General features: G+C 42.4%; 16 protein-coding genes and 3 pseudogenes. 15 read left to right on the top strand and 4 right to left on the bottom strand.

The genetic code is table 11. From position 1 onward, the window contains the following. Positions 1-87 precede the first annotated feature (87 nt). Positions 88-5,202, top strand: a complete 5,115-nt coding sequence (locus tag I2H74_RS02865; RefSeq protein WP_195571467.1) for an RHS repeat domain-containing protein — start codon at positions 88-90, stop codon at positions 5,200-5,202. Further along, positions 5,202-5,717, top strand: coding sequence for a hypothetical protein (locus tag I2H74_RS02860; RefSeq protein ID WP_195571465.1), 516 nt, complete (start codon positions 5,202-5,204; stop codon positions 5,715-5,717). The genes I2H74_RS02865 and I2H74_RS02860 overlap by 1 nt, the downstream gene beginning before the upstream one ends. A gap of 78 nt (positions 5,718-5,795) precedes the next feature. On the opposite strand, the gene I2H74_RS02855 is transcribed toward I2H74_RS02860, so the two are convergent. Beyond that, a complete protein-coding gene (locus tag I2H74_RS02855) occupies positions 5,796-6,062 on the bottom strand; it encodes a helix-turn-helix domain-containing protein (RefSeq protein WP_195571463.1) in 267 nt (88 codons plus the stop codon). 147 nt (positions 6,063-6,209) lie between these two features. On the opposite strand from I2H74_RS02855, the gene I2H74_RS02850 reads away from it, so the two are divergent. The 7 genes and pseudogenes from I2H74_RS02850 (at position 6,210) to I2H74_RS02820 (ending at position 10,962) form a co-directional block, all read left to right on the top strand. Further along, the gene (locus I2H74_RS02850) at positions 6,210-6,479 is read left to right on the top strand and encodes a hypothetical protein (RefSeq protein ID WP_195571462.1); all 270 of its coding nucleotides are present in this window, start codon (positions 6,210-6,212) and stop codon (positions 6,477-6,479) included. A 23-nt stretch (positions 6,480-6,502) separates the two neighbouring features. After that, positions 6,503-6,694 carry a zinc ribbon domain-containing protein gene (locus I2H74_RS02845; RefSeq protein ID WP_195571460.1) on the top strand — a complete coding sequence of 64 codons (192 nt, stop codon included), beginning with the start codon at positions 6,503-6,505 and terminating at the stop codon, positions 6,692-6,694. Positions 6,695-7,225: 531 nt separating this feature from the next. Continuing rightward, entirely contained in the window at positions 7,226-7,945 is a 720-nt protein-coding gene (locus I2H74_RS02840) for a hypothetical protein (protein ID WP_195571458.1), read from the top strand. 415 nt (positions 7,946-8,360) lie between these two features. Next, positions 8,361-8,852: a site-specific integrase gene (locus I2H74_RS02835; protein WP_229106299.1), complete on the top strand. Its 492-nt coding sequence runs from the start codon at positions 8,361-8,363 to the stop codon at positions 8,850-8,852. A gap of 397 nt (positions 8,853-9,249) precedes the next feature. Then, a pseudogene (locus tag I2H74_RS02830) lies at positions 9,250-10,247 on the top strand (IS110 family transposase); the annotation flags it as partial. Positions 10,248-10,348: 101 nt separating this feature from the next. Then, positions 10,349-10,651 (top strand): annotated as a pseudogene (locus I2H74_RS02825) (hypothetical protein); the annotation flags it as partial. After that, complete coding sequence (locus I2H74_RS02820; RefSeq protein ID WP_195571453.1) at positions 10,651-10,962, top strand: hypothetical protein; 312 nt, start codon at positions 10,651-10,653, stop codon at positions 10,960-10,962. The pseudogene I2H74_RS02825 and the gene I2H74_RS02820, both read left to right, overlap by 1 nt. Positions 10,963-11,818: 856 nt before the next feature. Here the strand turns inward: I2H74_RS02820 and I2H74_RS02815 are convergent. Next, positions 11,819-12,628: a helix-turn-helix domain-containing protein gene (locus I2H74_RS02815; protein ID WP_195571451.1), complete on the bottom strand. Its 810-nt coding sequence runs from the start codon at positions 12,626-12,628 to the stop codon at positions 11,819-11,821. Positions 12,629-12,885: 257 nt separating this feature from the next. Here I2H74_RS02815 and I2H74_RS02810 point away from each other — a divergent pair, with 257 nt between their 5' ends. Then, complete coding sequence (locus I2H74_RS02810) at positions 12,886-13,695, top strand: phytanoyl-CoA dioxygenase family protein (RefSeq protein ID WP_195572112.1); 810 nt, start codon at positions 12,886-12,888, stop codon at positions 13,693-13,695. A 74-nt stretch (positions 13,696-13,769) separates the two neighbouring features. On the opposite strand, the gene I2H74_RS02805 is transcribed toward I2H74_RS02810, so the two are convergent. Together I2H74_RS02805 and I2H74_RS02800 are read right to left on the bottom strand one after the other, a co-directional pair. After that, positions 13,770-14,342, bottom strand: a complete 573-nt coding sequence (locus tag I2H74_RS02805) for a methylated-DNA--[protein]-cysteine S-methyltransferase (protein ID WP_324253977.1) — start codon at positions 14,340-14,342, stop codon at positions 13,770-13,772. A 54-nt stretch (positions 14,343-14,396) separates the two neighbouring features. Beyond that, entirely contained in the window at positions 14,397-15,077 is a 681-nt protein-coding gene (locus tag I2H74_RS02800) for a bifunctional transcriptional activator/DNA repair enzyme AdaA (RefSeq protein ID WP_195571447.1), read from the bottom strand. Between the two features lie 381 nt (positions 15,078-15,458). On the opposite strand from I2H74_RS02800, the pseudogene I2H74_RS02795 reads away from it, so the two are divergent. From I2H74_RS02795 to I2H74_RS02775, 5 genes and pseudogenes are all read left to right on the top strand, one after another. After that, positions 15,459-16,212, top strand: a pseudogene (locus I2H74_RS02795) (DeoR/GlpR family DNA-binding transcription regulator). Further along, a complete protein-coding gene (gene pfkB, locus I2H74_RS02790) occupies positions 16,213-17,139 on the top strand; it encodes a 1-phosphofructokinase (protein WP_195571445.1) in 927 nt (308 codons plus the stop codon). Next, the gene (locus I2H74_RS02785; RefSeq protein ID WP_195571444.1) at positions 17,136-19,070 is read left to right on the top strand and encodes a PTS fructose transporter subunit IIABC; all 1,935 of its coding nucleotides are present in this window, start codon (positions 17,136-17,138) and stop codon (positions 19,068-19,070) included. Before pfkB ends, I2H74_RS02785 begins: the two co-directional genes overlap by 4 nt. 353 nt (positions 19,071-19,423) lie before the next feature. Continuing rightward, the gene (locus I2H74_RS02780; protein WP_195571442.1) at positions 19,424-20,437 is read left to right on the top strand and encodes a UDP-N-acetylmuramate dehydrogenase; all 1,014 of its coding nucleotides are present in this window, start codon (positions 19,424-19,426) and stop codon (positions 20,435-20,437) included. A 355-nt stretch (positions 20,438-20,792) separates the two neighbouring features. Beyond that, positions 20,793-21,680 (top strand): AraC family transcriptional regulator, encoded by an 888-nt coding sequence (locus tag I2H74_RS02775; RefSeq protein ID WP_195571440.1) that lies wholly within the window; start codon positions 20,793-20,795, stop codon positions 21,678-21,680. Position 21,681 lies beyond the last annotated feature (1 nt).

Genomic DNA, 21,681 nt, shown 5'->3' with positions numbered 1-21,681 from the left:
CATTATGAATTTTATACTAAACGAAAATCTTATAAGCAAAGACACCAAAGTATAAGCTCTCCTTCTCTTCACCAGACAGTTCCGCAAATGAACAAGATATCAGATCTACCAGCATTACAGAAGATCAATGAGTTTAACAGTGATTATCAATACGCTGTAAAAACTGACCATATTGTTGATCCACTTTATCGTACTGCAAATCATTATGTAACAGATATTAACTTGGTAGGTAAAGAAGGTCTTGATCTTATCATCACTCGTTCCTATAACTCACTCTCCAGCAAAATATTGTCACCACAATATACTGTTGGACTTGGAAATTATGGTGAGACACCGCAAACAGAAAATATTATTGGATTTATAGCGACAGGCTGGGCTTTAAATTTGCCATATATGCAATTAACTAATCAAATTCCAGATGTACTGCCTAAAGTGATTGCATGTTCAACAGTTAATAATGCATGTGATACAAGTCCACAAGCAAACATCCCTAAAAGTGGATTTCTAACACAATATACGTTGCAATCCTCTCAGAAAGAAAAAGTTATATTTACTCTTGAGGATGGATCTACGATTGAATTTCGTAATGGTCTACTTTATAACTATCCTTATGAAAATGTTACATACACCAAGACGAACGGCCAGCCTGTCATGCACAAACTTACAATTAATGAAGCTCTCACATACACATTTGACGAAGCGGGGAGAATGATCAGTAAGGAAAATCAATATGCTGATAAAGTAAGTTACCATTACAATTCAAACCAACTTGATGGTAACGAAAATATTGTCATTACGGACTCCTATCAAAGACAAATAACGATATTTCGTAAACCTGATCTTAATTTTCCCAATCGACCTCCTATTATAACAGGTATCAAAGTGATGCATGGAACAAATGTAGTCAAAGAAATTAAATATGATGTGTCCCGCGCAGCCACAGATCTTGTTTATCGAAATTGGAATGAAGAAACTGATGAGGTAGAAATCATAGAGAAACCTCAATTGGGGTATTGGAAATTAAATAAAGTTACTGATCTTACAAATGGAAGTCAGATTCTGGAGTCCTATGATTATTACCCAGTAGATACAACCAGACTTGCAGATTTTAATTTTAAATCAGATGGATATGCTTATAGCTCCGATGCAGAAGGCAATCCCTCTGCTTATGATGCTGCATCTTGTCCAGATCCTAACAAACTATGCTATACAAAGCAGTGGAGATGGTCTGGGGACGACCAATATGTTGAGTCCGATAGTGTCGTTCAAATGAACAATCATCGGTATGGTGAAATTGCGTATTCTTTGTTAAAGAACATTTATTTTTATAATGGATTGACAGTCAAATATAACTATCAAAGTTATAATGCAGGATGGTCAGCTAGTCCAGAATATACACAGAAAGAACAGTATCGAGGAAGTACTAGATTGTATACAAGTCCGCATGCCTTATCTTACTTTGGATATCATGCAGTAGATCGGGTTGACTACATATATAATGAGGATAATCAATCCAAGATGATATCCAACTATTATAGGAATCTGCATCAGGATCATGGCTGGCAATTCAACGAATATTGGCAGCAAGATAAGAGTCAGATTCCTAGATTACGTAATAGTTCTCGGTATGGAGATAAACAGATCACGATCGAGCAGCAGCAAGTAGGTAAAGTGTTAGATGCAACCTACCGACTATATCATTATGAACCTGGCGATACACAATTATTATTGAAGTACTCATGGATGGCACCTTGGAATTATAACATGCTAGAAACAGTTGAAGATCATGTTCAATATACAAATCATAATCATCTGATTACGAAGTATGGTTACGATACAGGGCTTGACCAGCCATCTAAAATCTGGTCTTACGTAGGAAACGTAGATGATGTCTGCCAACCTCCGGAACCAACGAAGTTAGATGTAAAAGAAACGTATTCTTATGATAATTGGGGACGGATATTATCATATATTGATATTATTGGGAATGTTACGACGAACAGATATGAGGGCCCTTTTCGTCAGCTAAGCTTTACATCGACAGAAAGTACAGATCACACTTTAGTCACTAACAAACAGCTTGATTATTACAGATTGTCTGACCCAGAGATAAGCAAACGGGGTCAATTGAAGAAGATAACGAATACACAGAAATACCCTAATCCTGAGAATAACGGTGAACAAATCATTAGTTCATTTACTACAGATGTTCTTCTTTATGATAAGAATCGTAATGCCATTCAAACGAAACAATATTCGACGGATAATACGTTAATGGATACACCACCATTAGCAGAACGGCGTTATACTTACACGTCGTTAGGGCAGTTGGAGTCGCTAATGGAAGCAGCAGAAATGGGCGGGAATTATAACTTTCGGTATGATTTAAAGACATCTTACAAATATGACATATATGGGAATATTATAGAGGCTTCCTACCCTGATGGATCTAGAACAACTGCGACGTATGATTTATTAGGAAGAATGACGTCTACAATTTATAAGAACCAGAAAAAAGTCTACAATTATCTTGATTCCGAACGCAAGGTATCTATTACCTTGCCAGATGGAGAGATTCAAAACAATTACTATTCACCATTCGGACTTCCAGTCAAAGGGGAGCGAATCGTTGCAGGAACGACACGAACCAGCTTTATTAACAAGTCATCTGATGGTCAACTGATTGACGAAGAGCTGCCATTTGGAGAATCAAGTTTAGCAACTATGTATTCTTATGACTCTTTAGGAAGACAAAAAACGATAACGAATAGTCTTGGACATAAGACAGAGTACTACTATTCCAATACTGCTATTGAGGGACATGTGGAATCGAGGTCAACAAATAAAGTACTTTATCCTGATGGAACGGTAGAATTCAATTATCTGGACAAGTACGGAAGAGTTGATCGTATCGTCTCTCAGATACCAGAGATGAGAGAAGAGATAAACAACACTTATACTGATTATGGAGATGTTGTAGAGCAGGAAGTCAATGCTTTTAAGAATGACAACTTGGTAAAATCACAAACGACTCGTTATGCTTTTGATACTAATCATCAACTAATCTATCTGAAAGATGCTGAGAATAACATTCATAGGTACACTTATAATTATCTTGGAGGGTTAGTTGATTACAAATTGAATGGGCAATTACAAAAGCATAATACTTACAATGCGATCGGTTGGAATATCACGACGACGGATGCATCGGGGAAGTTTGAACTTATCGAATATAATAAGCTAGGATTGCCCGTCACGATAACTGACAAAAAAGGGAATAGCATAATAAACACATATACAACATTAAATGAAATTGACACCGTTACTGTTAAGGAAAAGAGTAAAGAAATTTATAAACAGAAGTATCAATATGATGAACTTACCCGCCTATTAGTGAATTCAATATCAACTGAGTCTAGTGTCCCAAAATCAGAAACAATCACCTACTCATATGACCCATGGAAGCGTTTGGAAACACAAATTGTCGCTGGTCGTTCCTATAAATTCGTCTACGACGACTGGGATCGACTTACCTCAATCATCTATCCAGATGAGCAAGTACAGACATATCAATATGATACTTTAAATCGATTGCTTAGTGTTTCATATGCAGATATGGGGACAGTCACTTATGACTATAGCATTGGGCCTCATGAAATGCGTTATAAAATAATGTATCCAAATAGTTTTACATTATCTAAAGTGTCAAATGGCTTTGGGCAAGTCACATTTTTAACTCATAATCGTTCATCTATAAATACTTATTCAGAAGAATATTTTTATGATGGAATGGGGAATATCTCATCTATTGACAGAATTAAAGATGGGAATACAGTAAAAACCTCCTTCCAATATGATCAATTAAATCGAATAACTTCAGAGCTATCGCCTCTAGGACAGACACAGTATCGGTATGATGTAAGAGGAAACCGCGAACAATTATCGAGTACGGCAGAAGATATACAACCTCAGTACAGTGATGTTACGTATTCATACAATGGGGTAAATATGTTAAATGAGATAGCTGTACGGGAGCAGGGAGTAAGGGCCTTATACACCTATTATGCTGACGGTCTAAGAGCTACAAAAACTGTTGGTGATGTAAGAACTCGCTATGTTTATTATAATGGACGAGTTATTGAAGAATTGGGTGAGGATACACAGGGGAATATTACGGAACTACAGGCTCGTAATATTTGGGGTAATGAATTACTATTCCGTAAGGATTACAGATCTAATCAAGGAGGTTATTACCAATATAACGGTCATGGTGATGTTATACAGATTACAGATAAGTCTGGGAATGTAATCAATTCTTATGAATACGATATTTGGGGGAATGTGACTTCTAATGTAGAAAATATAACAAATCCTTTTAGGTACACAGGAGAAATATTAGATGAAGAATCTGGATTATATTATTTAAGAGCTCGTAACTATGATCCTGCAGATGGACGCTTTATTACTGAGGATACGTATGAAGGGGAACTAGGTAATCCACTGAGTTTGAATTTGTACACGTATGTGGAGAATAATCCGCTGATATATACTGACCCAAGCGGGCATGTTAAAGCATCTGACAATGAAGTGTTATCTAATATGGTTCTTGAATTTACTGATGATTGGAATAGGGCAAAGAAAAAAGGCGACTTTGGAAGAATGCAAGAGGCAGAAAGAGATGCTGATAGAATAAGAGTGTCATATTATAGAATGTTCGGGCTTAATATTCCAGATGATGTTAGATATACAGATGTAAGTGATAAGCAACAAAGTCATTTCAGAGTATTCTTTTTTGCATTGTCAGGTGCTCCTATGCCTGATAAAAATTTCCTGAATCTTAAATCAAATCTAAATATTAACTATATTATGAATAACCCACAATTGCTTTTTGCATTAGGACCAGAGCATACTGAAAAAGTCTTTACTCAATCTGGATATAAAGTTGAAATGAGTCCACAAAAAAGTGGGAATGGTGTTAAATTGATAATAGGAGGCCATAAGGAAATAGGTTATATCCAGTTCTCAAACGGACAGGGAAGACATGGATTACCCTATATTAAAGTAGCAGGAAATCTGAATTTGCCAGGGAACACATTGAAAATCGTACAAGGATTACGATCAGACTATAAAGGTAATATTCAAGCCGAGGAGAAGGCAGGAACAAGGTTTATTTGGTGGGGAGGAAAGTGGGGGAGAAGGTAATGTTTACATTCGATAGGGAATCAGTTGATCTTAATGCTCCTATCATTCCTAATGAAGGAATTGGTATATTTAAGCTTAACAATCATATCCAACAGTATTATGATGTTATATCTGAATATTGTTTCAGAAAAATCACACCATATAACTCCAATTTTGTTGATTACGTTCATCTTCGATCACCATTCGAGATGGTATTCATAATTGCAGAGTGTCTTGAAGTTTCATTTCACACAATGAATGGTAAGTTGATGCAGGTAACAGCTAAAAAAGGTTATCGTGGAATGTTTAATGGTACAACTACTGTAGGAATGCAATTAGATGATTTTTCGGTATTAGAGCCATCGTTTATTTATGATAACAGTCATGAGGATTACGTTAGTACTCAATATCGGGGAATATCGATTAATAATGATCCATACTTTAAAGAAGTTGAGTCGATTTCTGTATTTGTTGAAAATATTAGAGAAGAGCATGATCTAATAATCATTGAGAACTTTAAGAAAGGTAAATGGTAGAATTGAAATGCATGTGAGTGTATTAACTCCATGTGGCTTTCTTTTTAAGTAAGTGAATAACAACGAAGACCGCCAATTTTACGGGCGGTCTTCATTTATATGATTAATATTTCTTGTATGTTTCTCCAGTTCAATCTCATACAAACGTACCAAGTCGGACGCTTTGATATTAACGGCTTGAGCAATGGACATCAAAGAACTAAGACTGGGCTGATGAATTCCACGCTCCAGCATAGAGATATATGTCCGATCAAGATTACTCCGGAAAGCCAATTCTTCTTGACTGATATCATATTTGGTGCGAACTGCTTTAAGCACTTTGCCGAATACTAATTCTGTGTTCAAGTCATCTACCTCATTTTTAACCTCATACTGTCTTACATCCAGAAGAATGAACACGTAGTAAACTCTACAAAATGGTTTATTACTGTAATTATTTGTGATAAAATTTAATCTAAGACGTTGGAAATTCGATATAGAAGGAGGTGTCATGTGACTGCAAGAAAATTAGCTATGAGTCTGCTAGCTATTATAATTGTTCTGGAAGTGGCCTACTACATGCTGTATTTAAAACCGTCAGTTGATCCGGTATTGACAATGGCAGATCTGAACAATGAGGCTAAAATGCAGCGCATATTTGATAGGGAACTTGAGGATTGGCGGTATGGCGACGAGCGACGAACTAGGTTCAAGTATGTTATGGGAGTAACTATCATAGGCGGCTTTATGTTAGCCTCTCTTATGCCTAATCGGAAGTTATAATTACATGTTATGGAGTGTGGCTAATGTCGAAATTGTATCCATGTCCGGAATGCAATCATTCGGTCGCTGCATCTGCGACAAGTTGTCCGAACTGTGGAGCTAATCTGGAGGAAGAACAAGGAATTGTTTTTTATATTGTGAGGATCATTATTACTATTGCCGTAATCCTTGTACTTGGTCGAGTCATTATGTATGTATCTGAATCACTAAGATAAAGGTATTTCAACTAAACATATTCAATGGAGGAATGAACAATGGCAAAATGCCCAAGCTGTAATCAAAATATTCTGATAATCTCTCCCCGTTAGCTGTTAATCAATGCACATCCTGCGGCAAGAAATGGTGTTTTCATTGTGATGGATATGGAACCAATAAATGTCCAAGTTGTGGAAATGGCGCTTCAACACCTGTCTTCATCTATGATTAAACAAGATATCCAATATTTTCGGCTAACAGGCTGTGCCCCTGAAAAAAATTTAAATATCTTGACATTACGCTGTTACAAATCCCCTTAAATTTACTATTTATATATTAACAACAATGAAGGGGAAAATAATTAGATCATGCAATGATAGAAGAACGTAATAAAATCAAGTAAACGAAGTAACCTCGCAAAGTAAATCAGACGAAGTAAAACTCGATTCGTTACTCTCGGCCAAGACCACGCAGCTTGGCCTTTTTATTTTTTTGTTAAATAGTTCAATTTGCGTTTAATATCCCCATGTTAAAGCAAAGGGGATTTAAGCATGGAGAAAAAATCTAAACGGATGAAGCGAATTTCATCTCAAACTGAACGATTGGAAGCTGAACGCCAATTTCAAGAACTTTATGAAGCGATTCAAGCCGACTTTGATCAAATCAGCGAAGTAAGGCAACGACTAAAAGAGACTGAGCAACGCTCGGCAATTGAACATGAAAATAGGTACAACTGGAGTCGAATGGAGTTTGAAACGCTGAACACTCAAATGAAACAATATAAGAAAACACTAGACTCTCAGCTCTTTAAGACCATGTGGCATGATCATCTTAAAAAGCTAACCCATCAATACTTGCATGATTTCATCATTAAGGGAATGCCGGAAATGGCAAGGCGTTTATTTTTAATAGACACGAAAGCCGAAGAACTGCAAGACATGTTATACCCTGTACTGATTCAGGCCATTCATGACTGGGGACCAGATGACGAACATCGTTTTACAAAGGATTTTGCTGCTTTTTACAAGAAAGCTGTTGAATATGAACGGGCGAATATATTGAGGAAATTCAACAGTAAATGCAATAGACAAGTCTCATTACAATATCTGGATTTTAGTAATGTAAACGTTCTTCTTATGAATGAGCCCAATTTGGCTATACATTTAGGAGATCAATCAAATATCGAGCAGGCCATAATGAAGTGGCATGTGACCGACTTTGTTCAAAACTGCTTGACTCAAGAAGAAAAGGAATTGTTTCGAATGTTCTAAGAGGAGCAACGCACCGTTATGGAAATTTCTAAAGTTTTGCAAGTTACAAGAATGACCGTCTATCGAAGAATGGAAAAAGTAAACCGACTTTGGGCTAAATTTAATCAGCACAATGATTGAAGCTAAAAATGGGAAGAAAGAAAGAGCATTTCCACGAGACATGCCTAAAATGGCCCATGAATCACGAGAGTTTTTTGATGACTTTTTTCGATTTGTGAAAAAAAGTCAAAGCGATTCCATACTCGTATGTAACACAAATATAGTATGTTACATTTATAAAATACCCGAGAAGCCTTATGAAGCTTATCTTCGTGGGTATTTCCATTCATGTGCTGATAAAGCCGTGTACGATGAATGTAACACTTTATATAATTAATATATAGTTTATTACATTTAGTAAGCGGTGAAGAAGTACTTGCGCGGTCAAAATGTCCGTGATTATCTGTTGCTGGTGTTGGGCATTAATTCCGGTTTGCGCATTTCCGATTTGTTGCGATTGAATATTGAAGATGTATATAAACAGGAGCGAATCAACCTGCGAGAGCAAAAGACGGGCAAGCACAAGGACTTTCCTTTATCCGAGGTTTGCAAAAAGGCAATTCATGAGTTTGTGAAGGAAACCGGACGGCAAACCTGCATATTGTTTGCAAGTCGTAAAGGCAACAAGCCGATTGGTCGCGTTCAGGCTTATCGCATATTGAATGACGCTGCCCGGCAAGTGGGGATTAAGGAAGCGATTGGCGTTCACTCAACCCGCAAGACATTCGCCTATCATGCCTATCAAAGCGGCGTCGAAATTACCCGCATCCAAAAGCTCTTGAACCATTCATCGCCAGGCGTGACGTTGGCTTATATAGGAATAACGAAAATGGAACTCGATGAAGTGTATATCAGCCTTAACTTATAATCGGTAAGGATAGATGATTAAAATGAGTACAAATTGTGACAGTGTATTTGAAAACGCTTTACCTACTCGTTTTACATCAAAATTTAAGCAGTATTCATTAAAATTTTTTGGAGGCATACTCAGGTTATGAGTTGAATATAAACGACCCAAAGCCAAGAACGCGAGGTGAAGTCAACCATAATGATTTGAATGCTCCGCTCTTTGACAACCAACTAGCCTGATTGTAGGAGCCATGAATTCAAAATAATAATTAATGGAGGATAAGCGAATGTATATTGAAATGAAAAGTCAAACCGAGGGAATTACGGAAAGTATAAAGCATTTTCAAAAATGGAACTGGCGTTTGCTCAACCATGGCGAGGAACAGTATCTTATTGACTTACCGGAACTACCGGAGGTTGAGAACAAGCAGAAGGTGAAAGAAGTCAAATCGGCTCTTTCCTACGCTGAGCGCAAGAGCTTCCCAACCACACAGAAAAGTGATAGCTGGGATGCGGAATGCGTGGCAAAAATTCTGCTGAACAAGCTCGATATCTTGCCTGATGCCAACCCACAGGACATCTATTGGTCAATCGGTCAGCTTGTTGCAAGACGAAATGCGCTGATTAAAGCACATACCGCGCTCAAGAACCAGCTTCACATGCAATTATCCCATCACTATCCAAGCTACAAGAAATTCTTTAGCGATATAGACGGGAAATGTGCCTTGGAGTTCTGGCATAGCTACCCCGCCCCGCATCATCTGAAAGGCGTGAGTTTGGAGGATTTGCGAGAGATGCTGTTAAAAGCGAGACATAACACCTGTTCGATCAAGAAAGCAGAGGAAATCAAGGCTTTGGTGGCGGCAGATGGCGAGACTAAGCGGGAGTACCAAGAATCAAGAGATTTTCTGATTCAAAGCTATGTCCGAGACATCCGTTTTAAGAAGGAAGAAGTTCAAAAGGTAGAAGTAGATCTAAGCCGCATGATGAAGCAACTGGGCTTTCAGCTAGAGACCATGTCAGGCATCGACCTTGTCACGGCATCGGCTTTAGTGGCTGAGATCGGAGACATTCACCGTTTTTCCTGTCCTGACAAGCTGGCTCGTTTTGCAGGCATTGCTCCTGAAAGTTCAGTTCGGGCGGGAAGGGTAAGGAACAGAAGAGCAAGCAGGGAAACCGCACCTTGCATGGCATCTTCTATAACTTAGCTGTCCAGCAGGTACAAGTCTCCAAAGGAAGCAAGCTCCCCCGAAATCCTGCTTTCCTAGCCTACTATGAACGAAAGCAAGAAGAAGGCAAAACGAAAGGACAGGCGATAGTGTGCATCATGCGACGGCTGGTCAACATTATCTACGGCATGATGAAGAACAAGGCCCCATACATCGCCCCGCCCCTCGCTGAACAAGTCGCGTGATGATAGAATGATGGTAGTTGGAAAATCTGACTGCCACCATCCTTTTAGCTGGATTTAGCTTTACAACATAGGGGACGGGAGAAGTTGCCACCACTCGAGTTGGTCGATGGATGTCCAAGGAAGAATACGATACTATGGCTAAAACAGGTAAAGTACCTGAGAGCCATACCGGGACGACGCATGTTGCTAATCCTGCAGATGCTAATGCATTTGGGAAGCAAGCAAAACCGGGTTCATTATATGTTGAATATGATGTCTCTACGTCATCCTTAAAGCAAACAAATGATGGTTGGGCCAAAATAGTTGGGCCAAATTCACTTGAAGGTAGGTTGGCGGCTAAAAAAGATCAACCAATACCCGAAATGCCTCCTGCAACGAACATTAAAAGAGTGGGTGAAAAATAATGCTAGATAGTTTTCAGAATTGGATTAATGAAGTTAAGGAGCAGTTACAAGCAAAAGGAGTTGAGACGGAAGAAATAAATGTCGTAGACTTAACAACTTCTGATAATCCAAGTGTCACCGTACATCACTACTCACCTGAGAAGTTTATTGGCTTGATTACACTTTGGGAAACTAATGCCGCTTTTATTGAAGTGTTAGAATACTCCAGTGGTGAAACGGTGATATCTAAACATTTACAGCTAGAAGTAAATTCAGATTTTCACGAAGTTTTCAGAGAATATCTTTCCGTAATATCAAAAGAAGGATTATAAAATTTATTTCTTCAATCCCTGATTAAAATCGGGGATTTCTTTTTTGTGGGGGCTACCCAGTGCCGAATGAACCCATCATTCAACCAATAACACATATAACCCATGTAATACCCGTATGAAGATTTCGTCATTTTGATTGTACGCACATAAAATGCTTGAATTTTATCACCTAAATAACGGTATTCCGTTACAACGAACAGGTCGATTATGGTCAGATACCACCATGATTAACCTGTTTTTTGTTATCTTCGTTTTCTCACAGGTTTTTGAAATCAATCGCAACTTTACGAATACATACCCCAATGGATATAGTTTCGAGAGCATTGCAACAACTTCACAGGATAGTCCGACCACTATATTGTCAGGACTTAACTGAACAAACGGGAAGGTCATGTGTGAAAGGCTAGCCACCTGCCCTCTAATAGTCCGAAATTCATGAAAAAATCGGGAAGGAGGTGCACATTAAGGATTGGTTGATGCAAATTCAGAGTCATGCTAAGGAAGTCCTGTTTGTCCGCTGTGATGTCGATTTGATATTCCTCGTAGTATGAATGAGGTCTTTACGATGTCGCTGAAAGGTGGGAAATCGCCTCCTTAACTTGGAACTCGTTTATACAATTGAGCATACCAACGACAGCGACACGGTTATTGCCGTGTGTATGAGGCTATGAAGGGAAAGAAAATCGAGGGGGAACTAACTCGAATGGAAATCTTCTACGATCCCAAGAAGATAATATCGCTGGAGCACTTACTTCCAGAATTTTCTAGCCTTACTTCTTGAACAATTAATTAAAGAACTTATATCCTTGATTGGCTACATGGACTGACCCCATCCCGTAGTGAGGGCTTTTTGTATCTACCTGTCCATGAATGAATCTGCAATCTTGCCATTCCGATATGCCCTCGGACTCAGTCCTATTTGTTTGCGGAACAGAGCAGCAAAGTGATTGTAATCGGTAAATCCGACGTCCTGTGCGGCTTCGCTTGGGGTTCTGCCCATCTGATCCATAAGCATGACCGCTTGGTTGATTCTGATGCGGTTTAGGTGTTGAATAATGGATTCGCCTGTCTCCTGCTTGAACAAATGCGTCAGCCTGGAAGGAGAGAGCATAACGGCTCTTGCCAGATCCTCAATTTGGAGGCGTTCGGCCATTCGTTCGTGTAGCAGGTCAAGGACGTTCTGTACCCTAGGATCACGCTTTACGATAAGATGTTGGATGGACAGCAGCAGAATCTCGCGGATTGCATTTTCGCACAATAATCGGTTAATGCCGAATTGCTCTTTGGAGTCATGAATTATATGGCGAAAGGCTTGAACGATGCGCTCACGCGAATGATCATTTGTAATAGGCTGTGACCATACTTCTATCTCTGGCAGAAAGCGCACCTCAGGCAGGTTTTGAAAATGAGCCCACAAAAAATGCCACTCTGAGCCTTTAACGGTGCCATAATGGTGAGGAGTGCCGCTCTGAAGCACGGTAATATGATGAGCTTTGCAGGTAATATTTGTGTTCGGTGTACGCATAAAGCCTTCTCCACTAAGCGTATAACAGACGAGCCAATCCTTCATACCGTGAGGCCTCTTCGTCTCGTAGCTGTCGAATTGTTGAAATTGTCCTGCAAAGATCAAGCCCGAATCCTCAGCCCATTGCTGCTCCTCAATCATCGAACGCATCTCCTCTCGCCTGTCATGAAGCTGGATATGTAAGAGCTAGTATACAACGGTGAATGTAAACTGTCACATCCTGATTTCTAATAGCAAGCTGTATGCATAAAGCCTTATATACCAAGAGGATAGACAGTTGCCCACATTTAAAATAGCTGAATCGTATGAGTTTATGACTGAATTCCGACTTCTTCTATTCTGGAAAATGGAGGTAGAATGAAGGTGGGAATGATGAATAACAGGGGGAGGCACGGATGATGATTAGAAGCCAATTAGTGCTGACGGAAGAGCAGCTTGAGCAATATGAGCGAGAAGGGTATTTGATTGTAAAAAGGCTTTTTAACTCGGATGAAGTGCAGGATATTAAGGAAACGTTCGATGAGATGAGTAACACCGTCGTTCCAGGCTACTTCGAGCCAGACTTAAGTGAGGACAACACGGATCCGTTAAAACGATATCCTCGGGTCATGCATCCGCATCGCTTCAATGAAAAAGCAAAGAAGTATATGCTGCATCCTGGTGTGCTTGATGTCTTGAAAGATTTGTACCAAGAAGAGGCACTGGCTGCACAAAGCATGTACTATTACAAGCCGCCGGGGTCTAGAGGACAGGCGCTTCATCAAGATAACTTCTATTTGAAGGTGGAGCCAGGCAACTGTATAGCGGCTTGGACGGCGATTGATCCAGCAGATGAAGAGAATGGCGGGCTGCTGGTTGTCCCGAAGACGAGCCAATACGATATTGTATGTCCAGAGCTCGCGGATCAGCAGGAATCGTTTACGACGCATTTTGTAAAGCCGCCTAAAGAAAAGCAAATCATTCCTGCCATACTAGAGCCGGGGGATGTATTGTTTTTTAACGGTAACCTGATTCATGGCTCTTATCGCAATAAATCCAAGAATCGCTTCCGCAGAGCCTTTATTTGCCACTATGCCAATGCTTCGGCTGTACGGATCGGCTCCGGCTATCGACCGTTGTTTCGAGCAGATGGCACCGAGGTAGACTTGGAGGGCAATCCAGATGGAGGACCTTGCGGAATCGAGTTTGATACCCAGTATCCCCACTAAGTGTTTTGCCGAACGAACTTCCTGCAAGAAATAAAACGACTATCCAGCAGAGGGATAGTCGTTTTGTATTGCACTCAGATACGAAGCGATGCCTGCTCTAGCTCCAGCAGCCTCTTCTTCATCTCTAGGCCGCCTCGATAGCCGGTCAATGCCCCGTTCTTGCCAATTACCCGGTGGCAGGGGATGGCAATAAGACAAGGGTTAGCACCGATTGCGCTCCCTACAGCGCGTACCGCAGAAGGCTTCTGAAGCTCAAGCGCAATATCCGTATAGCTTTTCGTCTCGCCATGTGGTATACGGCTAAGCACTTCCCATACGCTTAGTTGGAAAGCTGTCCCTTTCAAATCCAATGGAAGCTGAAACTGCCGGCAGTGCCCCTCCAAATACGCTTTCAGCTCACGGCTATAGGAAGCGAGCTCACTCGCACTTTCGACTAGAATGCCATTAGGATAACGAGTATGAATAAACGGCTCGAACTCCTCCCATAAACCTCCCTCAGAGCCAACAAAGCATAACCCGCTTGAGGTTGCAGCTATGATCTGCTTCCAATCATTGATGTTCAAGGTGGTCCAGTAAATCGTTTCCGCAGCTGTCAGTTCCGCATTTATTTCCTCTACCTTTACTTGAATGTTCTCCCTATTCCTCAATGGTTCCACCTCTTTTTGATCATGTCTAATCATGAATGAATGATCGTTATAACGTTAAATCCTTTCATGAGCGCTTCGATATTCGGAAGGACTCATGCCCGTTTGCTTCTTGAATAAGGTTGCGAAGTACGTTGGATTGTCGAGACCCACTTCAGCACCGATGTCAGCAATGGTCTTTTCGCTTTCCGCTAGCTGCTTCTTCGCATGATCAATCCGGACGAGCTGAACATATTCATTTGGCGTCATGCCGATAAGCTTCTTAAATGTTCGATGCAGGTGATAGGGACTGCTATGACTGATATCTCCTAAGGTTTGCAACGAAAGCGTCGAGGCGTGATGCTCTTCAATGTAAGCTTTGACGGTATCAATCCACTCCTGCTCCGGAAGCCTTGTACCCGTAGGCTTGCATCGCTTGCAGGGTCGAAAGGAGGCGTCCATGGCTTCATCCGCATTGTTGAAAATGAGGACATGTTCTTTCTTTGGAGGTCTTGACTTGCATGAAGGCCGACAGAAGATATGGGTGGACAGGACCCCATAGAAAAATTGGCCGTCAAATGCAGCATCATTGGAAACGATGGCCTGCCACCATAAATCCGGGATGCTTTTTGAGGTTTGAAGAAAAAAAGCCTGATGCTTTTTACTTTGGTCATCTATTTGATTGGTTTTGATCGTTTGGTCAACATCGTTGATTGACTTCGATCGTTTTATATGTTCTATTGGGTGAATGGAATCCATGATTATTACCTCCATACCTTTGCTTAAGGCAAAAAAGAACACTTCGTCGCGCGATGAAGCTGCTTTTAGAATAAGTATAACCTTGATCGGGGCTCGCTGTACGCAGTTTCTGCTGTAATCGCAAGATATTGAAAGTGGCTCCTCTGCGGTTAATCCGCATAATCGCATGCGATATTGCTGTTGCCCAACTGTGATGCCCATTGTTGTTTTCATCAGTTTGCATTTCCATTTATGGAACATGTGGAATGGTCCTCGTTGGTTGTATTCTGATTGGTTTTGAATGAAATTCGAATAATTATAATTATTATTGATTGATTTTGATTGAAAATGATTGATTTTTGTTGCCGTTTTCATTACAATAACGTTGAAAGGGATGATGAGATGTTAACTCCGGAACGACATCGAATTATTTTAGATATGCTGCAGGAAAAAGGAGTCGTCAAGATTCATGAGCTCGTCCAAGAGACGGATTCCTCTGAAGCGACGATACGACGAGATCTCAGCCATCTTGAGAGCGAGAATCTGCTCAAGCGAGTACATGGCGGTGCGGCGCTGCTTCAAGGTAAAGGGATGGAAGCTTCATTAAGCGAAAAGTCTACCAAGCAGCTAAGTGAGAAAAAAAGAATCGCCGAGCTCGCTGCTTCATTGATACAAGAAGGAGATTGCATCTTTCTTGATGCGGGAAGCACGACTTATGAGATGATTCCTTTCCTCGTCGATAAGCAGGTTACCGTTGTAACAAATGGTTTGATGCATCTTGAATCTCTATATGAATACGACATTCAGGCCTATGTCGTTGGAGGCAAGATCAAGGGGCTTACCAAAGCGTTAATCGGAAGCCAGGCTGTGCGGGGCTTGCAGGATTATAGATTTGATAAATGCTTTATGGGTTCAAATGGCATTCATGAGGAGTTTGGCTACACAACGCCAGATCCTGAAGAAGCAAACATCAAGAAGATGGCTCTCCAATTGTCCGAGAAGCGCTATGTTGTCGCGGATCACAGCAAGTGGAACAAGGTTATGCTTTGTGCAATTTGCAGCGATTCATGAGGCATCGCTCGTGATCGACGAGTTGGAGCAAGAGGAAGAGAGCACCATCAATAACAAGACGACAGTAATAAAGGTTGTGGAATAAATGATTTATACAATGACGCTCAATCCGTCGATTGATTACTACGTGTATGTGGACCAATTCCAGGTTGGCGGCTTGAACCGAATGACGAAGGACTTGAAGTATCCAGGTGGAAAAGGGATCAATGTTTCTCGGGTGCTGTCCCGAATGGGCGTTAAGACGAAGGCGCTTGGGTTTGTCGGAGGCTTCACGGGAAGCTACATTCAGAATGTGCTGAATCAAGAGGACATTGCGACGGACTTTGTTCAGGTTGAAGGGGATACTCGTATCAATATCAAGCTGAAGACCGGGGAAGAAACCGAGATTAACGGCGCGGGCCCACAGATCTCGGAAGTTCAGCTCCAAGAGCTCCTTAACAAGATTGAGAAGATGAAATGCCACGATACATTGATTCTTGCAGGAAGTATTCCGTCGAGCTTAGACGCAGATTTGTATGGTGTTATGATGCGGCTTTGCTTGGATAGAGGCATCCGCGTCGTTGTGGATACAAGCGGGAAGGCCATGCTTGAGCTGCTTCAATACAAGCCATTTCTCGTTAAGCCTAATCAGCATGAGCTTGGAGAATTTTTCAACGTGAAGATAGAATCTCTAGAAGATGTCATTCGTTATGGACGCAAGCTCGTAGAGAGGGGAGCGAAGCATTGTATCGTTTCGATGGCAGGCGATGGCGCAGTGCTCATTACTTCAGATCAAGCTTATGCAGCGAATGTCCCGCAAGGGAAGTTGATCAATTCTGTAGGTGCAGGAGATTCACTCGTTGCTGGCTTTATTGGCACATTTGAGTTAACAGGCTCTATCGAGAAGGCTTTCGCTTATGGCGTGGCAACAGGGAGCGCAACTGCATTTTCAACGGACCTATGTACAAAAGCCTTGATTGACGAGCTGCTTCCACAAATCAAGCTAACACAGGTAGAGGAGAGAACATCATGAGAATAACAGATCTTCTGAAGCAGGACACGGTCATCCTTGATCTTCAGGCAAAGAGGAAAGAGGAGGTCATTGATGAGCTGATTGCAAAGCTTGAAGCGGCTCAACGCTTAAATGATCCGCAAGCCTTTCGTGAGGCCATCCTGCTGCGCGAAAGCCACAGCACGACGGGGCTCGGCGATGGAGTTGCGATTCCTCACGCGAAGACGGCAGCTGTTAAAGTGCCTGCGATCTGCTTTGGCCGATCCATTGAAGGTGTAGACTATGAGTCCATGGATGAGCAGCCGGCGCATTTATTCTTTATGATTGCAGCAACGGATGACGCACATGATACGCATGTCGAGACGCTGTCGCGCTTGTTTACGCTGCTCGACGAGGATATGCGTGAAGCGATGCTGAAGGCAACTTCCGTAGACGAGCTGCTCCAGATCGTGGATCAGCGAGAAAATGAAGTGCTGGCGGAGCAGGTTCAGGAGGCTGAGCAAGCTGAAGAAAAGGCGCAAGCAGAGATGCAAGCGCAGGTAGAGGCGTCCAATCAAGCAGCTAAGAACGATGGACCTTCAGCACCTGAACCAGCGCGGCCATATGTCATTGCAGTAACCGCTTGTCCGACCGGTATTGCCCATACGTATATGGCGGCTGATGCCCTCAAGCAGAAGGCAAAGGACATGAGCATTGAGATTAAGGTGGAAACGAATGGCTCTACAGGTGTTAAAAATGCGTTGACGAATGAAGATATAACGCGTGCTACCGCTGTTATCGTGGCCGCGGATAAGCAGGTGGACATGGACCGATTCGCAGGCAAGCACGTTGTACAGGTGCCTGTTGCGGATGGCATTCGGAAGACGGAACAGCTGCTTGATCGTGCCTTGAAGCAGGATGCCCCTATCTATCGTGCTTCTGGAGAGAAGACGGAGCAGAAAGAAAGCAGCGGCGGTAAGCGTGGTGTATACAAGCACCTGATGAATGGGGTAAGCAATATGCTGCCATTCGTCGTTGGCGGCGGTATCTTGATAGCGTTGTCATTCCTTGTAGGAGGAATTAATGCGGAGGGTCCTGTTGCAGAGCTGTTCTCTACCATCGGTAAGGCAGCGTTTGCGTTCCTTGTACCGATTCTGGCTGGTTTTATTGCGAGCAGCATCGGGGACCGTCCTGCATTCCTGCCAGGTATCGTTGGTGGTTATCTTGCGGCTGAAGCGGGTGCTGGCTTCCTTGGCGGTCTCGTTGCGGGCTTCTTGGCTGGTTATGTTGTCGTCTTATTGAAGCGTGTTCTGAAGCATCTCCCTCAGGTATTGGAAGGCATTAAGCCTGTTCTCCTGTTCCCACTGTTAGGCTTGCTAATCGTGGGAGTCCTTATGGTTACGGTTGTGAATCCGCCAGTCGCAGCACTGAACGGCATGATGACCGATTGGCTCAACAGCTTAAGCGGAGCCAATGCGATTCTGCTCGGTGTGCTCCTTGGCGGTATGATGGCTGTCGATATGGGCGGCCCGATCAATAAAGTAGCCTTTACATTTGGTATTGCAGCGATTGAAGCAGGCAACCTTGGCCCACACGCTGCCGTTATGGCAGGTGGAATGGTTCCACCGCTCGCGATTGCGCTCGCTACAACCTTCTTTAAGAACAAGTTCACAGAGACGGAACGTAAATCCGGTGTCACAAACTATGTCATGGGCTTGTCGTTCATTACAGAAGGCGCGATTCCATTCGCTGCGGCAGATCCGCTTCGTGTTCTCACCAGCTGTATCCTTGGTTCTGCTATTGCAGGCGGACTTGCCATGGCATTCGGCATTACGCTTCCAGCTTCACATGGCGGTATCTTCGTGATTGCCCTCGTGAACAAGCCGTTCCTATATCTACTTGCCATTTTGATCGGCTCGATTGTCTCTGCTCTTACACTGGGTGTGTGGAAGAAGAAAGCAGCAGTACAATAAAACAACTGAGCGGAACAGAGTGACTCGCTGTAATCGTATACTGAAAGGCAGGAGATCGTTCCGAGCACGCAGGGGCTTGGGACGGTCTTTTTTTATTATGAAGATGTTAGATTCCACCACTATACGGATTATCGTCGCATGAACATGAATCTTCATGTACAATAGGAGAGGGAAGTAAATAGGCAGGTGAGCGATTGCGAGCACGTGTTTTTGTTCCATACATAGACGCTGCAAAAGGGCTTTATCGTTCAAGTTCATAGAAGTGACTCCAGTGCCTAATTTTGCGTATAATGGTACAGAGACGCTGTACATAGCGGATCTTGTGTTAAGTTCATGCGAGGAGAAGACCTATAATGATTGCACATCAACGATTTGAACATATGCTTAAAAAGCAAACAGCTTTATCCCAATATTCTACCTACGAGATTGGGGGAGAGGCTCGGTTCTTAGCCGAGCCGAAGACGACAGAGGATCTCGTCCTGCTATTGGACGAAGTCGAATCCAAAGGGATGAATTCCTTTATCTTTGGATCAGGCTCCAACATTTTATTCCCGGATCAGCCGGACCCGGATACGCTGTTCATCTCCATGCGGGACCACATGGAAGCCAAGTTTCATGACAACAAGCTTTATGTCTCAGCAGGCATGCCGATGTCATCGCTGGCTCTGATTGGAGCAATGAACGGATTCCATGACTTTGACTTTACGTTCTTGCTGCCAGGCACCTTCGGCGGCGGCATCTTTATGAATGCAAAGTACTTCAGCCGTCAAATGAGCGACGTGCTTGATACGGTGTATTATCTGGACTTGGATCATATTAGCCGCGGCGTTCAAGCCATTAAGGCAGAGGACTGCGAGTTTGGCTACAAATCGACGATCTTCCAGAAGCATCGCTGGTTTGTAACGGGTGCGGACCTGAAGCTCGATGGTACTGTACATGATCCTGATTCACTGAACCAAGCGCTGGCTCAGTTCCAGTCCCAATTGTACCACCACTCTAGTTTGGGAGATTTCTCTTCCTATTACATCGGCCACTTGGAGCAGCTTCGCTCTAGAGGAAGAACCATTGCTGCCATGGAGGATGTCATTACTGACCGCGTCGGGAAAAAGCATTTCGACTATCCATCCTGCGGCTCTGTGTTTAAAAACAACTATGATTATGGCGTACCGATCGGCAAGCTAGCGGATCAGCTGAATCTGCGCGGAACGACCTACGGGCGCGCAATGATCTCGCCGAATCATGGCAATATGATTCAGAATCGCGGAGGAGCTAAGGCTGCAGACGTGGTTCATCTTATTCAAGTAGTACAGGAGTCGATAGACAAAGCGTTTGGCTTTGTTCCAGAGCCTGAAGTTGTTATTGTATAATTAAACATACTGATAAAAGCAAGCTTGCAGATGATTGTAAGCTTGCTTTTTTTACGATATTACGGATGTAGAAATCCTATTAGTTGAAATACAGATTATAGAAAGGGCATTAGTCGAAAGAAGGCGCAAGCTGAACAGCATGATGGGCTAAGATTTTGAAAAATGGAAGTGGAATGAATGTTTTTGAAAAGGGAATTGATGGTATCTTACGGCTTTTATAAGCAAAAACGAACGTTTGATATATAATAGGTTCATATTGTTAAGAAAATGACGTATGCTTCTAATCGCAATATGATCCATCTTCATCATCCAAATGATTTCCACCATGCTTATTACGGGGAGTGAATTCTTGCCCATGAAGCTACATATTGAATATTCACATGCTATTCCGCTGGAAGCGTTTCAGTGGACGCCGAGCTCTATGCTTGAGCCTTTTCATACCCATCAGAGCTTGGAGATTGGGGTATGCTTGTCCGGTTCGGGAGTATTTTATTTTGAACAGAAGCGTTATCCAGTAAGTCCAGGGGACGTCTTCCTTGTCAATCAAACGGAGCTGCATATTGCACAAGCTGATCCAGATGATCCCTGCTCCTTTATTTTTGTTAACTTTGATCCAGGCATTCTGCTTGTAGAGGATGAGAAGCTGCTGCTGCCGTACAGCTATCAATCCGACCAGTTTCAAAATCATATTGCGGCCGATACTGAGCTTGCCAAAATGATTCTTCCACGAATGAAGATCATGCTGGAGGAGATGAAGACTCAGGAGATCGGTTATTTGTCACGCGTGCGTGCCGTGCTTATTGAGATTCATGTTCTGTTTCTGCGGAATTATATGAATCAGATTTCTTCTGATCAATGGAGAAGACTGAATGAATCGTATCGTGAGCTCCGCATCATCCTTCATTTTATCCATGAGCAATACACAAGTGACATCCAGCTTGCGGATGCAGCCAAGCTTGTCGGTTGGTCAAGCGGGCGCACATCACGATTCTTCCGAGAATGCATGGGCCAAAGCCTGAAAGACTATATTCAGGCGTTACGCATTCGCGAGGTAACCAAAAAGCTCGTAAGCACCTATGACCCCATCAGCGAGCTTTGCTTCGACTGCGGCTTCCAAAGCATGGCCAGCTTCTATCGTGCCTTTCAGAAGGTAACCGGGATGTCGCCAAAATCGTACCGAGAAAAATTTGGTCTCGGGAACGTTTTTGAGAATTGGGAAGAGGATAATGAGAAGCGGATGTAAA

The organism is Paenibacillus sp. 1001270B_150601_E10, assembly GCF_015558675.1.
Taxonomy (GTDB): Bacteria; Bacillota; Bacilli; order Paenibacillales; family Paenibacillaceae; genus Paenibacillus_B.
This window is presented reverse-complemented; position numbering and strand designations above follow the sequence as displayed.

Excerpts from the sequence above, each read along its gene's own strand:
- I2H74_RS02860 (WP_195571465.1), top strand. The coding sequence starts at position 5,202 with ATGTTTACATTCGATAGGGAATCAGTTGATCTTAATGCTCCTATCATT.
- I2H74_RS02865 (WP_195571467.1), top strand. The coding sequence starts at position 88 with ATGAACAAGATATCAGATCTACCAGCATTACAGAAGATCAATGAGTTT.
- pfkB (WP_195571445.1), top strand. The coding sequence starts at position 16,213 with ATGATTTATACAATGACGCTCAATCCGTCGATTGATTACTACGTGTAT.
- I2H74_RS02800 (WP_195571447.1), bottom strand. The coding sequence starts at position 15,077 with ATGGATTCCATTCACCCAATAGAACATATAAAACGATCGAAGTCAATC.
- I2H74_RS02775 (WP_195571440.1), top strand. The coding sequence starts at position 20,793 with ATGAAGCTACATATTGAATATTCACATGCTATTCCGCTGGAAGCGTTT.
- I2H74_RS02810 (WP_195572112.1), top strand. The coding sequence starts at position 12,886 with ATGATTAGAAGCCAATTAGTGCTGACGGAAGAGCAGCTTGAGCAATAT.
- I2H74_RS02780 (WP_195571442.1), top strand. The coding sequence starts at position 19,424 with ATGATTGCACATCAACGATTTGAACATATGCTTAAAAAGCAAACAGCT.
- I2H74_RS02840 (WP_195571458.1), top strand. The coding sequence starts at position 7,226 with ATGGAGAAAAAATCTAAACGGATGAAGCGAATTTCATCTCAAACTGAA.
- I2H74_RS02820 (WP_195571453.1), top strand. The coding sequence starts at position 10,651 with ATGCTAGATAGTTTTCAGAATTGGATTAATGAAGTTAAGGAGCAGTTA.
- I2H74_RS02845 (WP_195571460.1), top strand. The coding sequence starts at position 6,503 with ATGTCGAAATTGTATCCATGTCCGGAATGCAATCATTCGGTCGCTGCA.
- I2H74_RS02815 (WP_195571451.1), bottom strand. The coding sequence starts at position 12,628 with ATGATTGAGGAGCAGCAATGGGCTGAGGATTCGGGCTTGATCTTTGCA.
- I2H74_RS02785 (WP_195571444.1), top strand. The coding sequence starts at position 17,136 with ATGAGAATAACAGATCTTCTGAAGCAGGACACGGTCATCCTTGATCTT.